This window comes from Sphingobacterium sp. UBA7855, from assembly GCA_002500745.1.
Lineage (GTDB): Bacteria > Bacteroidota > Bacteroidia > Sphingobacteriales > Sphingobacteriaceae > Sphingobacterium.
Genome location: DLST01000016.1, coordinates 319,174 through 334,191, shown reverse-complemented (window position 1 = coordinate 334,191; position 15,018 = coordinate 319,174). Strand labels below are relative to the sequence as shown.

Below are 15,018 nucleotides of genomic sequence, written 5' to 3'. Positions count from 1 at the left end.
TAGTTAGGGTGAGATTACAATTATACTTGCTGATTAGTCTCGCGGAAATATCCTCTATTGTTTCACTATTTTTATAGTTGTGTAATATTTCATAAAGCACGTCGCTAATTGAATATGTATTACCATTGTTTAACAGTAAATACTTTCCTTCCTCTATATCAGCTTGCAACGAATATGTGATCATATATAACATTATCTTTGGGTAGGAAAATAATAATGGAAGCAGACCATATCTAATGGTCTGCAATTCCTAAAATTATTTAGCTACTATTACCATTCAATCGTACATGTAACCTTCAGGCAGCCATCTTCGTATCCAACTTCGACTGAAACTTTTTTTGCTACCGCTAACTCCAATCTTGACTCCAACTGTTCCATAGAAACCTTCTCCAAGAACAATGCTTGATTTGATGCATTCATATTTTTTAATTTAGATTTAAATCCTACTCTATATGGTTTTCGGATACCCCATCATTCTATTGGCCAGAGAATAAGTCTTTATTATATTTAGTAAATAATTTTATAGTACAGGGCTAATGCTATAGCCTTTAGCTTTTAACTCGTCGAAAATGTTATTACGACTATCTAAGACACAGGTAATATCCAACGTAAATAACGCACCACCTTTCACCCTATCGATCAATGCTGAAATAGCTTTGATACGGTTTTTCGCTATAGATTCATCTTTAAATTTGGAACTCAGGAAAGAACTCTTGTCATAAAGTGTTTTAAGTCCTTTTAAATCCTCTTTCTGATAAAGAGCAGCTTTTGAAACAATTTCGCTGGAAATCACAGAAGTATTATTCAATAATTGCAAGATCTCCGCCACATAATACTCTGTACCAAAAGATTCCAAATAATCAAAGGATTCATGTATATTGAGTAGTTCTTTAATTGTAACACCATATTGATCTGCATAACTTCGAAAGATTTCTTGTACAACATTAGGGGTATTACAATTCGGAGTTGCTTTTTTCATTAAAAGATTATAAATAACCAACGGCTTTAATCTGTTCAACACCTTTTCTTCCATGTTTCCCTCTGCCATTTTACTTTTTAATTTTAAATAATCTTTGGCAGGCAGCAATTTTCTAATCGGGTCATCATCTTTTTTTAACAGAAGAAGTTGCTCACTCATACTGTCGTATTTCTTATTTCCAACAGCACTTTCTGTATAATAAGTCTTTACCTTTCCAAGTAATCCGGAAGCCTTATCTAAGACAGATGGAGGTACTTCACATACGCCTCCAGTGGTTAAAACAATATATGAACTTTCCTGACTTCCATTTTTAGAAATTTTCCAAACTAAAGAGCTGGAGCTTATTCCTTGTGCTTCTGTCCTTAGAAACAGACTGAACAACGCTAAAACCATAAGGCAACTTTTTTTTAACATGTTATTTAAATTTTAATTATACATTCTTTTTTCAAATTCTTTTACTCGGTCATCTTGTGGCATCTTTTTTCTATACTTTTTGCTACCGAAATTATATACAGCTCCGATAGTGTAAAATCTACTTTCCGGTTTATTTCGAGTGTACATAACCAATCCGCGGTAATCCATAGTTTGAGTATTAATCTTTGAATTAAATATATCTGTAGCATTAGCACTTAGAATCAACTTATTCTTTAAAATAGCTTTCTTAAATCCGATACTAACTGTAGAAATTCCTTTTGTTCGATAAATACCCGATGAATAGGGCCCTCTACTAAAAGCACTTATTTCAAAATCCCAGGAGTGCCCTAGGTCTAGATGACTTTCCAATTGTGCTAAATAGGACCATGATTTATTGGAGGCAATCCCTGAAATATCCAAAGCGTTAAATTTATAAAAGCCATATCCACCGCTAAAATTTAAATCCCACCATTTTGCTATTTGATATGGAAAGTTTGCAAAACCATAAAACAGATCGGCATTTGGCAAATTATCATAAGTTGAAATAAGCCCACTATTTTCACTGGGAAGATACACGGGAGATATAACATCATTAGTACGTGTAAAGCTAACACCAAAAACAAAAGATCCTCGATAAGTATAAGTCAATTCCATATCATGATTAACCTGAGGCTCAATATTGACATTTCCTACAGAAGTGAAATAAGGATTAACATAATTTTTAAACGGATTGACGATCTGGAAACCAAATTTATCTAGGTTCTTTCTATAGTTAAAATTTAAGACGTTTTGGCTTGAAATAGCATATTCCAAATTTACAGTTGGAAAGAGATAACTAAACTTTCGCTTATTTTTCATGTGCTCTGAACGCAAATCATTGCTAATTGACATTTGTTCGGCTCTAACCCCAATATTAAATTCCAAAGGGCCGAAAATAGAATTCCAATTTAAATAAGCCGCAAAGTTATTTTCATTATATAGAAAATCATATGTCCTAGCATCATCCCTAATCCAGTTCCCGTTAAGTTCCAACTCCCAAATCGGTATGTTTTTAGTAGCCGAATTTTGGATTTTAATACCTGCTTCCAATTTCCCCAAAACCATCGGATGAGTATAATCTAAATTAAAAGATCGCGTATTTACAGTAGAAGGCTGTTTCCCCTTTATATGATTAAACGTATCTCCGTCTACTAATATATCTTCATTTAACTTTCTATCCTGATTGTACACATCGAAATTAAATATCAGTTTTTTACCTAGAGAATCTAAATTTAGATCTAGATATCCATTAAAATAAGGATTGATAGTTTTAGCATCCTCTAAGCCTTGTGTAAATGCCTTCTGTTCATTGGCCTCCGAACGACTAATTGCAATATTTTCAGTCCTTACTTTTCCACGGTTCCATGTTCCTCTAAACTGAGTACCAATTTTAATCTTATGATTTATTTCATAATCAATACCTGTTCTAAAATTATTTACAGAGCGATGCCCTAATTCATAACTATCTTGCAAAATAGACAATGAATTAGCATTAAACTTTGAACGACTAGTGCTATTTCCATATTGTTTTTTATAAGAATAATCATAGGCACCATACACTCCTATTTTCTTATTGCCATAGCTAAAATTCCCCCCCTCATTGTGACGAATGTGATATCCAGAGCCAACAGCAAGATTAACAGATCCATTAAATCCTGTTCGATCATTGCTCTTTAAAATAATGTTTACTACTACCCCACCATCACTGTCATACTTTGCAGAGGGATGGGGAATTATTTCAACTTTATCTAATTGACTGGCGGGCAATCCTCCTAAAAAATTAGTAAGTTCAGCCCCCGTCAAATTCGAAGGCCTACCGTTAATTAGAACTTTAATAGATTTCATTCTAAAAGTTAGTTTATCATTCTGTTCAGTTACACCTGGTGCTCTAAGTAAAATATCATAAGCCGAATTACCAGAAACAAGAGCACTTTGCTGAACGTTAAGTATAATTTTTCCTTTTGTGAAGTTTATAAATTTCTCATCTATTTGTTTTTCAATATCTACTACTTGAAGATATTTAGTATCCGATTTCAAAGTATAATGTAAGCCGTTATTTTTAAAATTCCCTTCACCCCTTAATGAAATCGTATCTATAATAGAAACAAACCCTAGACAAGAAATTTTAATTATATAATTGGCAAAGTTCAGATCATCTATTTGGAATATTCCACTAGTATCCGAAGATGTTTTGTAAGAACGTCCCCCATCTAACTCAAAAAAATTGATTGTAGCCCCAGCTACCGGCAAAGAATTATCTTCGTTATACACTTTTCCCATCAACTTCTTATTAATTTGCGCTGAAATACTATCATCCATTAAAAGCACTAAAATCATCACCAATAATAACTTATATAAACAGTATTTCATTCTTTACCTTGTCAATAACACTAAGTTAATTTTCCCCACTATATAAAAACAGTAGTGAAGGGAAAACTTGAAAAAAAATTGTTCCCACCAGAGATATGACGAAGATTGTCGTCTTCTAAAACTTCAATCTTCACCACAATAGAAATCATAAATTCAGAGCTGTAATAATATGTTAAGCGTTGTCTAGAATAAACAATTGGTGCTTCCTGCTCTCTCAGCTGGTCAACCATCACATATAATCTAGAAACGGAAACACCTATTCTTAATGCCAGTTCAGCGGGTGTACCTGTGCTACGTTGCCTGATTAACCTATCCAATAAGTTAATTCGGTTTATATATTTAAATAGTTGCATATTAAAATTGTTTATAATCCCAGAGAATAAGTACCATTGTCTACTTGTATATATTGTATCCAACAATATATGGCTCTTATCTATATGCCTAAATTGAACATTATCCATAAAATCCACCACAACCTGAGGTTGTATTTTAAAATTTATTAATTAACTTACAACGCAAATTAATAGTGGTTAATGAAATTTTTCGATATATTCCCAACTTTCACCGAAGCGCCATATTCCTATATTGTCGTACCGATTATATTGATATGCAGCATAATTGGATTTTATAACAAATCGTTTTTCCACGCACTGGTCCTGCACCCCTACGAAATAGCAAGAGGTAAGCGTGTTCATACTTTGCTTACCTCTGCATTAGTTCATCGAAATTGGCGGCATTTGTTGTTTAACTGTATGGTAATTTTTGGATTAGGATATGATACGTTTGGTAATTTAAAGCAAGAATCTGGGATCACCATCGCATCGCTAGTCACCCCATTGCTATTTATCATGATGATTATACTTCCAAATTTATTCCAATATCTACAAGAAAAAGGCAATTTCATCCACACGTCTATCGGCGCATCTAACCTCACATTTGGCTTATTTGGATTCAGTTTTTTGTATTTTCCTTTACAACCAACACATAGTTTCATTATTCCTTTTATTAACAATAGTGCTCAGTACTGGCTGGCTGTTTTGCTTTTATTATTTTTTTTATTAAAAATTCCTAAAAGTAAAATCAACAAAAGATTACACCTTTTAGCCTATCTGACCGGATCACTTTTAGCAATAATCGTTCGACCTCAATCCTTTCTTGAAATTCAAACTGTTTTCAAAATTTTCCTTTAACCTAATAGACCTGTTTTTAGCCATTCCCAAAAATTAGTTCTCTTCTCATCCTTCCTTTCCGAACCCCCACCTCCAATTTCTAACACTTCATTTGCATCTAACTCGCTTACATTAATTTCTTCCAATTTTTTTTCCATAATATTGTGATTTTTATTTCCTCAAAATTCATGGAAAAGTGGCTTAGCCACCACAACCTAGGGTTATAGACTATAACTAGAAGTTTTAACATCAAAAAACTTCACAACTATAAGTTATATTTACTAAATTAGGATTTCTAAATTTTGGTATTGAAAAGAATGGCAAGAGAGGAAATCGGAACAATTATTAGACAGAAAAGAGAAAGTCTCAAGATATCGCAAGAAGCCGTTGCATTCGTTTTGGAGATATCACAGGCTGCCTATTCAAAAATAGAACGCAATGAGACTAAGCTAAAGGTAGAGCAGGTTTACAAGATTGCCGAATATTTTGGTATTACCATCTATGAGCTTTTACCTCCTGCTTTAGCCAGTGACATAACAGGAGAAAATATCTTTGGCCTAATCTATCATTATAGCAAACTTCTTGCAAAGAAAATAATTGCCTTATTTCAAGGGAAACGATCTCAAGGTGAAGTCTAATCCTTAATTACACTTCGCCTTATTTTTTAATAGACTTCAACACCTTATCCAATACTGGATCTTTCCCCTTGACAACATCATCAACACTCCGTACAACAGGAACATCCGGCATGACACCCCTTCCCTCTTCTAATACTTGATAATAAGGTTTGACCTCCATTAAGCCAAAACGCCAACGCAGATGGGAGTTTGGAAGTTTCAGCACAGGAAGAGATCCGGCAACTGTTCCATTGGCAGCCCCACCAGTTTCCTCCCCCACAAAAACAGCCTGCTTCCCAACTTTTAGATTTGTAGCAATTAAACTCGCTGCAGAAAAAGTCCCGCCATCAATCAATACAAATAAATCACCGCGATAGCGATTGCCTTTTGATTTTTCACTTTTACTCCCTGTAAGGTGGGTATAATTTCTCCCATCTTTGGAAAAGGTCTTTGTCCAGGATACAACCGCACTAGGTATGATAAATGGCGATAAAACGGGATAAGACCAGCCCGGCAATCCTTTTACCTGATAAAACGGCAAGTTGAATTTTGAGGTGATAACTGCAGGCTGAACAAATTGGAATTTATCCTCTTCCACTAAGTAACTGTATAGTTCACGGACATCGGACAAATGTCCGCCCAAATTTCCACGAAGGTCCAAGATCAGGTATTGTACCGAATTAAGCTCCAGCCGATCAAAAATTCTTCTATAGGCTTCTTTTGGACGCCCATACGAAAAGTCAACCACTTTCAATAAAGCAACACTACTATCGCCTTTAACAGGAAAAGAGAGCTGTTTACTCATTCTTTTTAGATTAGCATTATAACCAAAGATTTTACGCTGCTTTTTTAGATCACTTTTCTTCTGATCAGGTTGGCTCACTTTTTTCACTGCCGTGGTCCTTATCCCTGATTTAGCCTTTGTATCGACACTGTCAAACCTTCTGACCACAGTCCGCTGATATGTACTATCGGCGCGAGAAAACAAAACCGAAATAGAATCTTTATACCCCAGTTCCAATTGGTAATACCGCGGTAATAAACGCTCGAAAGCCTGATCTATAAATGTCGTATTATAGCCGTCCGACGTAAAGGTTGGACGATATTTAGTGTACAGATTTTGTGGTTGTATACCCTCAATAGAAAGAATTTTAGAGCCTGCTACCAAACTTGAATCTAACGTTCCATTTTTTGAGAGATAGAGTGTATTTTCCTGCCAATGAAAGCCCAGTTGTGAAAAGGGACCTTTACTTTTTTGATAACGGACTTTATCCTTACCTTTTGGATCAAATTTAGAAATAAGGGGACTCAGCGTCATATGCCCCTGCCGAACCTGGGCCAGTACAGATGCTAATGCCAGCTGAAACTGATTGGGCAATAAGGGTTGGCGGATCGTCCGACGAAGGCTGTCGAACTTAACCTTTAACTGATCTTCCCGCACATACAGAAACAGGTCTGGATGCATTTTCCATAAGTTATGCTCGACATAGTTGATATCTTGCTGCATAGCTTCCACCGCCAGGGGAGTTTCGATAAATCGATTGTACTTCTCGACATTTGCACAGCTCAGCAATGTCAGCACATACACCAATACGAATAGATAAATAGTTGGCCTTTTCATTTGCAGTAAGATACAAAAAAAGCCTTCCAATTTTCATGAAAAGCTTTTCTCTATCGTTAATTACTAATCTTACTCTTTTTCTACTTGCATGTAGTTTAGTTCAAGTGGCGTCTTACGACCGAAGACTTTCACCATCACGATTAATTTCTTTTTATCTTCGTGGACTTCTTCGATTTCTCCGGTAAATCCGTTGAAAGGACCATCGTTTACTTTCACTGTTTCACCCACATAGTAAGGAACGTTAATGGTTTCACCTTGTTCGGCCATTTCATCCACTTTACCTAGGATACGATTTACTTCTGCTTGGCGCAAAGGAACCGCATTACCAGCTTTATCTCCCAAGAAACCAATTACGCTATTGATATTTTTGATGATATGCTCTAACTCACCGTCAAGAGCTGCTTCTAATAATACATAACCAGGATAATAGTTACGCTCTTTAGCAACTTTCTTACCATCGCGCATCAAGTAGTATTTTTCCATTGGAATCAACACCTGAGGAATCAAGTGCTCAATACCTAAACGGCTAACTTCGGCATCAATATATTGCTTTACTTTCTTTTCTTTACCACTTACAGCACGAACTACGTACCACTTTAAACCTTGATCTGCCATAAATAAATACGATTGAAAAATTAAGAAGCAATACCGTACAAGAATTCTAACCCTACGCTTGAAGCTTTATCCATTACAAAGACTACCAATGCAATAAGAAGAGAAGCAACAAGTACAATAACAGCTGAACTTTGTAACTGAGACCATGTAGGCCAAGTCACTTTCTCAGTGATCTCTACATAAGAGTCTTTAAAAAAATCAAGTACTTTTGCCATTTTAGTTTATCTGTTTTTATAAGCACGGGCACCAGGACTCGAACCCAGACCAAAGGTTTTGGAGACCTTCGTTCTACCTTTAAACTATGCCCGTGTATTTCTTACTTTGTGATGCAAATATAGTGTTTTAAACCACTTTCTGCAAATCTTTTTTCACTTTTTTTTATTCTAATCCGATAAATCGCTTATCGAAAAAATAAGCTAATCAACCTGAGTCGATTAGCTTATTTTATGTGATTCTAAATCTTAATTTAAGACTAGATAATTTCAGTTACCTGACCAGCACCTACTGTACGACCACCTTCACGGATAGCGAAACGTAGACCTTTTTCCATTGCAATCGCAGAAATTAATTTCACACTGATTGTAACGTTATCACCTGGCATAACCATTTCAGTACCTTCTGGTAAAGAGATTTCTCCAGTTACGTCAGTTGTACGGAAATAGAATTGAGGACGGTATTTGTTGAAGAATGGTGTGTGACGACCACCTTCAGCTTTTGACAATACGTAAACCTCTGCTTTGAAATGATCGTGAGGAGTTACTGAACCTGGTTTACAGATAACCATACCACGTTTGATATCAGTTTTCTCAATACCACGTAACAATAAACCTACGTTATCACCAGCCTCACCGTAATCTAAGATTTTACGGAACATCTCAACACCTGTTACTGTAGATTTCAAGTTCTCAGCACCCATACCTAAGATCTCAACTGGATCACCAGAGTTGATCACACCTCTTTCGATACGACCTGTAGCTACTGTACCACGACCTGTGATCGAGAATACGTCCTCTACTGGCATCAAGAAAGGTAAGTCAGTCAAACGTGGAGGAATTGGAATGTAGTTATCAACAGCATCCATTAATTCCATGATTTTCTCAACCCACTCAGGCTCACCATTCAATGCACCTAAAGCAGAACCTTTGATTACAGGGATATCATCACCAGGGAATTCGTAGAATGATAATAACTCACGAACTTCCATTTCAACTAAGTCTAACAACTCAGGGTCATCAACTAAGTCAGTTTTGTTCATGAATACTACTAACGCAGGAACACCTACTTGGCGAGCCAACAAGATGTGCTCACGAGTTTGAGGCATAGGACCATCAGTCGCAGCAACTACGATGATAGCACCGTCCATTTGAGCAGCACCAGTTACCATGTTCTTAACGTAGTCAGCGTGACCTGGACAGTCAACGTGTGCATAGTGACGGTTAGCTGTAGAATATTCTACGTGTGCAGTATTGATTGTGATACCACGCTCTTTTTCTTCAGGAGCAGAGTCAATTGAATCAAATGAACGAGCTTCTGACAAACCTTTATCAGCCAACACTTTAGTGATAGCAGCTGTAGTTGTAGTTTTACCGTGGTCAACGTGACCGATAGTACCAATGTTTAAGTGTGGTTTACTACGGTCAAATTTCTCTTTTGCCATGTTTATGCGAATTAGTAATTATAAATTATTTCTATTTGTTATATACTCTTGCTTAACTTTTACACAAGTACGAGCCAAAGATGGGATTTGAACCCACGACCTCTTCCTTACCAAGGAAGTGCTCTACCCCTGAGCTACTTCGGCTTACTAAAAAACCTTATTTACGTATTAATGCCCCCACCTTTAGATACATTATTATCAAAGAAGATAGAGACTAAATTTAATACTTGAAAAATTTGAGCGGAAGACGAGGTTCGAACTCGCGACCTATAGCTTGGAAGGCTATCGCTCTACCAACTGAGCTACTTCCGCTTAATAATTAGAAACTAGAGTAAATCTAACACCCTAATTAAAATAAAGTGTGGAGGGAGAAGGATTCGAACCTTCGAAGCCGAAGCAACGGATTTACAGTCCGTCCCATTTGACCGCTCTGGAACCCCTCCAGACCTGTAACTTTCGTTACATTTAGAGCCTCTTATCGGAATCGAACCAATGACCTACTGATTACAAGTCAGTTGCTCTACCAGCTGAGCTAAAGAGGCTTCTAATATCTTTATTTAAACTTACATTCTATCAACGTCTGACCAAGTATCTCTACCTTTTCAGCGAGTGCAAATATCGAATTTACTTTTGATTTCTGCAAGTTTATTTTTTATTTTTTTTCATTTAAAAGAACTAAGCAAACTTTCGTTGTTTTGAACCGTTGTTCCCTTGTTTGCTGATGCAAAGATAGACACAAAACTCACTTTACAAAAATATTTATCAAAAAAAAAAGACAGTTTTTGGCAATTATACTGATATGCAGCACAATAATTTTTGATTGCATATTTACCTGTTTTGGTTATTTGGCTAATATACTATCTTTGGGCATGCAAATTTTACCGCAATCACTTTCAAAACTTACCCGATACTCTGTACTATTTACGGTACTTTTAATGGGATCGGCCGAATTGAAAGCTCAAAATATTATTCAAAAATTGAGTAAAAAATTTCTTTCCGCTGAAAGAGATTCGACACGTTCCGGTAGTTTTATGGTTTTACCGGCCGTTGGTTATGCGCAAGAAACGGGAGTTGAATACGGCCTGGCCAGCGCGTATAATTTTTATCTGGACAAATCTGATCCCAAAATCCGCACCTCCACCGTCATGGCCATGGGAACCTTTACATCCAATAGCCAGTCCAACTTCAAACTACAGACCGATCTTTGGACTAAAAACAACGACTACCATCTGATTAGTGAAATACGCTACCGCAATTGGCCCTTTAACTATTATGGCGTCGGTATGGACACTTGGAAAGCAGATGAAGAACGCATTGATCAAAAATTATTTCGCGTCAAACTCGAAGCTGAGAAAAAAATCAGCAACGGCCTTTATTCAGGTATCAACATTCAATACGATAACTTCACCATTCGAAGCGATAGTGCCGATCGCATTTTCAACCATTCCGATCTGATTGGGAAGCGTGGCGGACAACAGCTACTCGTAGGTCTTTCGCAATTGTTTGACAATAGGGACAACGTTTCTTATACAACAAAGGGGTATTATGCTAAATTGCGGCTGGCCTATGCCCCAAAGTTATGGACAAGTACTGATTTTACGGGGGCAAACCTCGATGTGGATCTCCGTGGCTTTATTCCCCTGCACAACCAAGTCACAATGGCCCTGCAAGGAATCTTTCGTTCCACATTTGGAAAAACTGTCCCATTTTACAATTACCGTGAGCTCGGTGGAGACATGATGATGCGCGGTTATTACCTCGGACGTTATCGAGACAAGAATTATCTTGCCTCACAGGCTGAACTGCGCTATCGCTTTCATCCACGCTTTGGCATCGTTGGATTTTCAGGACTCGGATCCACCTTTTCCAAGGAAAATAGCAGCCGATATGTCGCAAGTTACGGTGGTGGTTTACGCTACTTCTTTAGTCTCGAACACAATAGCAGCATACGCTTTGATTATTCTTTTGGTGAACAAAGACCCGGAGAAAAACGACAGTCGGGTTTCTATCTGTCCCTAAGTGAAGCTTTTTAATACACAAGAGCATCTATACATGTATGGATGCTCTTGTGTATTCTTGCCTAATGACATCCACTTTTTCCCCTCATCTCTACTACCCGCAAACTTCAGCTAAAATAGTTGGTGCCCAACGGAACGCAGTAGATGACTGACCATCGACAGTCAAAAAGAGGTCGGAACAGCAGCCTAAATCGGAACAGCAGGTTAAAATCGAATCAGAAAATTCTCTTTACGCTGTCCTTTTCTAAAGTAAACTAACCCAATTCGGTATAGATCTATTGTAACTACACTATGATCATCCTCCTTCAGCTTATTCCAATAGGCTTCCCTTTTCACTGATAAATGGGGCTCGTTTATAATTAATAGATCTCGATCCCCAACATTTTTCAAAAAATTCAGGTCAAGATCGTCCTGGTCAATATAATAAATATGCCGGTACGCATAACGTCCACATTGATCGTGCAAAAGACTCCTATAACTTTCGCACGGATGATCGGCCCAATAGCTAAAATTGTCGTAAGCAAATGTCCTTAATAATCGATCGATTAATGCATACTTTTTCTGTTCTACCTTGCTCTCGTTTTGAATAGTTTGTGGTAATTCTGAAACGCTCGCTTTGGATGTCTTTTGATAAATTACTTCGTCTACCAATTTATAAACAAAAGGAGAATGGGTCCCATGGCGACTATGGGATACAAAATAATGTCGCCAATACTTAAGCATGTAGTTCATTTCGCTGCAAACATCGCTAAATTTTATGATTTTTCACATGGAACATTAGGTTTTAGTTTGCAGGAATGATCCCCCTAAAACTGGAGAATAAAAACACTTCCTTCTCCTTCCGTACTATTGAGAAAAATAGTTCCCTTGTGCAAAAGCATAATCTGTTTGCTTAGGGTAAGGCCGACCCCTGTACCCGTTTTCTTCGTTGTAAAAAATGGTGTAAAGATCTGCTCCTGAAGATCGGCAGGAATTCCTGCCCCGTTATCTTCAATCCGAATCTGCACCTTTCCGTCTACTTCAAGAGCAGATAAACTAATATAGGCTTCTACCCTATTTTTAACCGCATCTATTGCATTCAACATTAAGTTGATAATAACCTGCTCGATCAAATTGACATCGGCAGATAAGATTAGCCGTGTATTTTTCAGAATAATATCAACATCAATATTTTTTTGGATCAAGGTTGGTTCAAGCAGCTGATAGATATGCTCAAATAACTGCGAAATTTGGATCGGCGCTAGCTGAGGCTGATCGACCTTATTGATCATACGATAACTCTTCGCAAAATGTAAAAGTCCTTCACTACGGCGTTTGATGGTGGAAATACCTGTTTTTAGATCATCAATATCTTCCGCCCCTTTAAAATGGTCCAAACGACCGTTTAAGGTTTCAGCAAGTGAGCTGATTGGAGCGATGGAATTCATGATTTCATGTGTCAGTACACGTAATAACTTGTGCCATGCCTTTGTCTCGGTCTCATCAATTGCTTCATTGATATTTTGGTATACCACAATGCGAAACAAAGCATCCTGTGTCTCAAAGCTTGAGCTCTGAATCAATAGCTTTATTTTTCCTTTACTCGACTGAACGGACTCCATCTGCTGCTGTCCGTTTTCAAGTAACATGGTTTTTTCATAAAGATCGGTGTTTTTTTTCTTCAGCCCTGCGATGTTTCCGAGATGTGGTAAATGGAATAGTTGTTTAAATGCATCATTGACCCACATCACCTTTCCACTATCCCTTTCATAGAAGATGATCGCAGAATTCAACATATTGATTACACGATCCAAGTACTGATGCTGAATTTCCTGTTTGATGCTGATATCTTTATAGGTTTCGTTAATCTGATTAAAAGCAAGGAAAAGCTTTCCTTCCACAGATTGGGTATTTTTCACCAAGAAACGTCTTGTAAAATCACGGTATTTGACGGCTTCAGAAAATTCAATCAATTGACGCGCTAAAAAATTATATTGTGCATATAAATTAAAACCGAGATAAAGCATGACGCAAAAGATCAAGGCAGCCTGCACATATTCGCGCTTTAGTAACAGATAAGCACTTAGAAGAGCCGCGATCAGCAGTACTACAATCTTAATCGCATTTAGAATTTTTCCGTGCCGCATCGACTAAATATCATATTTTTCCAAGCGTCTATAAAGTGCCGCCCTCGTAAGCCCCAATTCTTTCGCTGCTTTACTAATATTACCATTATAACGCTCAATCGCTGATTTGATCGCTTTCCGTTCAAGTTCTTCTAAATTTTGACTGCCAGGACTAGATTCAACGATACGGCTCTCCATTTGCTGTTCAATTGGCGAGAAAAAAAGATCGTTACCAGCGATACTAAGCTGGTCGGCCATAATAACAGCGCGCTCAATACTGTATTGTAGTTCGCGTACATTTCCTGGGAAATGGTATGCGGTCATCTTCTTAACCGCATCCGACTCAAAACCTTCAATCCTTTTATTGTATTTTTTTGAATAGATATCGAGAAAATGATCAGCCAATAACTTGATATCCTCTCCTCGTTCACGCAAGGGCGGTACCTGAATTTCAACGGTATTGATCCGATAAATTAAGTCTTTTCGAAAACGGCTTTCATCTGCAAGTTGTTTCAATGGAACATTGGTTGCGGAGATCAAGCGTATATCCACCGATATTGGTTGATAGGAACCCAACGGCGTCACTTGTCTATTCTGCAGTACAGTCAACAGTTTAGCTTGTTGCTGCAAAGAGATATTGCCAATTTCATCGAGGAACAATGTCCCGCCATTCGCCGCTTCGAACCGCCCTTGACGGTCTTCACGTGCATCCGTAAATGCGCCCTTCTTATAGCCAAAAAGCTCGCTTTCAAACAATGATTCTGTCAGCGCCCCGACATCAACCTTAACATAAGTCCGATCGGAACGCAGTGATCTTCGCTGTATGGCTTGAGCAATCAGGTCTTTCCCGGTCCCATTTTCACCTAATATTAATATATTGGCATCTGTAGGTGCAATTTTCTCCAATTTATATTGCAGTTCGTCCATCACAATGGAATTACCAATCAAATCAGGACTGCTCACACTACTGAGCAAGGAATTTTTACTTTTCTTTTCTTTATTTTTTGATTCGGCAAGCGCGCTTTCGATCGTTGTCAATAGTTGCTCATTTTCCCAAGGTTTCACCACAAAATCTGATGCTCCTTGTTTCAGCGATTTTACAGCGAGATCAACAGCTCCATAAGCGGTTATCATAATGACATGTACCTGTGGAAACTTTTCTTTGATCCGCGACAACCAGTATAATCCCTCATTGCCGGTATTAATCGTACTTTTAAAATTCATATCTAAAAGCACCAGATCATAAGGTATCTTCTCCAAATGTGCGATAAGATTCTCCGGATTAGGCTCGACCTGAATATGGCTGACTTTAGGTTTAAGCAAGATTCTCGCTGCCGTTAGTAAGTCCTGATCATCGTCAACCACTAAAATTGATGCTTTTTTCATCTTTTTAAATTATGATTTTCTTTATTTT

At 37.5% G+C, this 15,018-nt stretch carries 14 protein-coding genes and 5 tRNA genes; 3 read left to right on the top strand and 16 right to left on the bottom strand.

Translation table 11 applies throughout. The features are described from left to right. Positions 1–520: 520 nt before the first annotated feature. Genes B2107_RS15195 through B2107_RS15185 form a run of 3 tightly spaced genes read right to left on the bottom strand, consistent with a single transcriptional unit; the run spans position 521 to position 4,155 of the window. Positions 521–1,393, bottom strand: coding sequence for a TraB/GumN family protein (locus tag B2107_RS15195; protein WP_293956515.1), 873 nt, complete (start codon positions 1,391–1,393; stop codon positions 521–523). A 12-nt stretch (positions 1,394–1,405) separates the two neighbouring features. After that, the gene (locus tag B2107_RS15190) at positions 1,406–3,802 is read right to left on the bottom strand and encodes an outer membrane beta-barrel family protein (RefSeq protein WP_293956514.1); all 2,397 of its coding nucleotides are present in this window, start codon (positions 3,800–3,802) and stop codon (positions 1,406–1,408) included. 38 nt (positions 3,803–3,840) lie between these two features. Continuing rightward, positions 3,841–4,155 (bottom strand): hypothetical protein, encoded by a 315-nt coding sequence (locus B2107_RS15185; protein WP_293956513.1) that lies wholly within the window; start codon positions 4,153–4,155, stop codon positions 3,841–3,843. A gap of 180 nt (positions 4,156–4,335) precedes the next feature. Here B2107_RS15185 and B2107_RS15180 point away from each other — a divergent pair, with 180 nt between their 5' ends. After that, a complete protein-coding gene (locus B2107_RS15180) occupies positions 4,336–4,992 on the top strand; it encodes a rhomboid family intramembrane serine protease (RefSeq protein ID WP_293956512.1) in 657 nt (218 codons plus the stop codon). On the opposite strand, the gene B2107_RS15175 is transcribed toward B2107_RS15180, so the two are convergent. Continuing rightward, positions 4,989–5,129, bottom strand: a complete 141-nt coding sequence (locus tag B2107_RS15175) for a hypothetical protein (RefSeq protein WP_293956511.1) — start codon at positions 5,127–5,129, stop codon at positions 4,989–4,991. The genes B2107_RS15180 and B2107_RS15175 overlap by 4 nt on opposite strands. A gap of 159 nt (positions 5,130–5,288) precedes the next feature. On the opposite strand from B2107_RS15175, the gene B2107_RS15170 reads away from it, so the two are divergent. Further along, positions 5,289–5,609 carry a helix-turn-helix domain-containing protein gene (locus B2107_RS15170; RefSeq protein WP_120333427.1) on the top strand — a complete coding sequence of 107 codons (321 nt, stop codon included), beginning with the start codon at positions 5,289–5,291 and terminating at the stop codon, positions 5,607–5,609. 19 nt (positions 5,610–5,628) lie between these two features. On the opposite strand, the gene B2107_RS15165 is transcribed toward B2107_RS15170, so the two are convergent. The 9 genes from B2107_RS15165 to B2107_RS15125 form a co-directional block, all read right to left on the bottom strand. After that, positions 5,629–7,209 (bottom strand): S41 family peptidase, encoded by a 1,581-nt coding sequence (locus B2107_RS15165; protein WP_293956509.1) that lies wholly within the window; start codon positions 7,207–7,209, stop codon positions 5,629–5,631. Between the two features lie 69 nt (positions 7,210–7,278). Continuing rightward, a complete protein-coding gene (gene nusG, locus B2107_RS15160) occupies positions 7,279–7,824 on the bottom strand; it encodes a transcription termination/antitermination protein NusG (RefSeq protein ID WP_046672242.1) in 546 nt (181 codons plus the stop codon). 20 nt (positions 7,825–7,844) lie between these two features. Continuing rightward, positions 7,845–8,039 carry a preprotein translocase subunit SecE gene (gene secE / locus B2107_RS15155; RefSeq protein ID WP_028072657.1) on the bottom strand — a complete coding sequence of 65 codons (195 nt, stop codon included), beginning with the start codon at positions 8,037–8,039 and terminating at the stop codon, positions 7,845–7,847. A gap of 23 nt (positions 8,040–8,062) precedes the next feature. Beyond that, positions 8,063–8,133: transfer RNA gene (locus B2107_RS15150), tRNA-Trp, on the bottom strand. A gap of 163 nt (positions 8,134–8,296) precedes the next feature. Beyond that, positions 8,297–9,481 (bottom strand): elongation factor Tu, encoded by a 1,185-nt coding sequence (gene tuf, locus B2107_RS15145; protein ID WP_075991174.1) that lies wholly within the window; start codon positions 9,479–9,481, stop codon positions 8,297–8,299. A gap of 72 nt (positions 9,482–9,553) precedes the next feature. Next, a tRNA-Thr gene (locus tag B2107_RS15140) sits at positions 9,554–9,625 on the bottom strand. Positions 9,626–9,720: 95 nt separating this feature from the next. After that, positions 9,721–9,793, bottom strand: a tRNA-Gly gene (locus B2107_RS15135). 50 nt (positions 9,794–9,843) lie between these two features. Continuing rightward, positions 9,844–9,924: transfer RNA gene (locus B2107_RS15130), tRNA-Tyr, on the bottom strand. Positions 9,925–9,950: 26 nt separating this feature from the next. After that, a tRNA-Thr gene (locus tag B2107_RS15125) sits at positions 9,951–10,023 on the bottom strand. Positions 10,024–10,350: 327 nt separating this feature from the next. Here B2107_RS15125 and B2107_RS15120 point away from each other — a divergent pair. Further along, positions 10,351–11,514 (top strand): BamA/TamA family outer membrane protein, encoded by a 1,164-nt coding sequence (locus B2107_RS15120; protein ID WP_293956507.1) that lies wholly within the window; start codon positions 10,351–10,353, stop codon positions 11,512–11,514. Positions 11,515–11,703: 189 nt separating this feature from the next. On the opposite strand, the gene B2107_RS15115 is transcribed toward B2107_RS15120, so the two are convergent. The 3 genes from B2107_RS15115 to B2107_RS15105 all read right to left on the bottom strand — a co-directional run bounded on the left by B2107_RS15115 (position 11,704) and on the right by B2107_RS15105 (position 14,990). Beyond that, positions 11,704–12,222 carry a hypothetical protein gene (locus B2107_RS15115; protein WP_293956506.1) on the bottom strand — a complete coding sequence of 173 codons (519 nt, stop codon included), beginning with the start codon at positions 12,220–12,222 and terminating at the stop codon, positions 11,704–11,706. A gap of 83 nt (positions 12,223–12,305) precedes the next feature. Further along, the gene (locus B2107_RS15110) at positions 12,306–13,625 is read right to left on the bottom strand and encodes a sensor histidine kinase (RefSeq protein WP_293956505.1); all 1,320 of its coding nucleotides are present in this window, start codon (positions 13,623–13,625) and stop codon (positions 12,306–12,308) included. 3 nt (positions 13,626–13,628) lie between these two features. Next, a complete protein-coding gene (locus B2107_RS15105; protein ID WP_293956503.1) occupies positions 13,629–14,990 on the bottom strand; it encodes a sigma-54-dependent transcriptional regulator in 1,362 nt (453 codons plus the stop codon). Between the last annotated feature and the right edge of the window lie 28 nt (positions 14,991–15,018).

What these genes read in the sequence shown, in the direction of transcription:
- B2107_RS15195 (WP_293956515.1), bottom strand. Translation starts at nt 1,393, where the DNA reads ATGTTAAAAAAAAGTTGCCTTATGGTTTTAGCGTTGTTCAGTCTGTTT.
- B2107_RS15190 (WP_293956514.1), bottom strand. Translation starts at nt 3,802, where the DNA reads ATGAAATACTGTTTATATAAGTTATTATTGGTGATGATTTTAGTGCTT.
- B2107_RS15185 (WP_293956513.1), bottom strand. Translation starts at nt 4,155, where the DNA reads ATGCAACTATTTAAATATATAAACCGAATTAACTTATTGGATAGGTTA.
- B2107_RS15180 (WP_293956512.1), top strand. Translation starts at nt 4,336, where the DNA reads ATGAAATTTTTCGATATATTCCCAACTTTCACCGAAGCGCCATATTCC.
- B2107_RS15175 (WP_293956511.1), bottom strand. Translation starts at nt 5,129, where the DNA reads ATGGAAAAAAAATTGGAAGAAATTAATGTAAGCGAGTTAGATGCAAAT.
- B2107_RS15170 (WP_120333427.1), top strand. Translation starts at nt 5,289, where the DNA reads ATGGCAAGAGAGGAAATCGGAACAATTATTAGACAGAAAAGAGAAAGT.
- B2107_RS15165 (WP_293956509.1), bottom strand. Translation starts at nt 7,209, where the DNA reads ATGAAAAGGCCAACTATTTATCTATTCGTATTGGTGTATGTGCTGACA.
- nusG (WP_046672242.1), bottom strand. Translation starts at nt 7,824, where the DNA reads ATGGCAGATCAAGGTTTAAAGTGGTACGTAGTTCGTGCTGTAAGTGGT.
- secE (WP_028072657.1), bottom strand. Translation starts at nt 8,039, where the DNA reads ATGGCAAAAGTACTTGATTTTTTTAAAGACTCTTATGTAGAGATCACT.
- tuf (WP_075991174.1), bottom strand. Translation starts at nt 9,481, where the DNA reads ATGGCAAAAGAGAAATTTGACCGTAGTAAACCACACTTAAACATTGGT.
- B2107_RS15120 (WP_293956507.1), top strand. Translation starts at nt 10,351, where the DNA reads ATGCAAATTTTACCGCAATCACTTTCAAAACTTACCCGATACTCTGTA.
- B2107_RS15115 (WP_293956506.1), bottom strand. Translation starts at nt 12,222, where the DNA reads ATGCTTAAGTATTGGCGACATTATTTTGTATCCCATAGTCGCCATGGG.
- B2107_RS15110 (WP_293956505.1), bottom strand. Translation starts at nt 13,625, where the DNA reads ATGCGGCACGGAAAAATTCTAAATGCGATTAAGATTGTAGTACTGCTG.
- B2107_RS15105 (WP_293956503.1), bottom strand. Translation starts at nt 14,990, where the DNA reads ATGAAAAAAGCATCAATTTTAGTGGTTGACGATGATCAGGACTTACTA.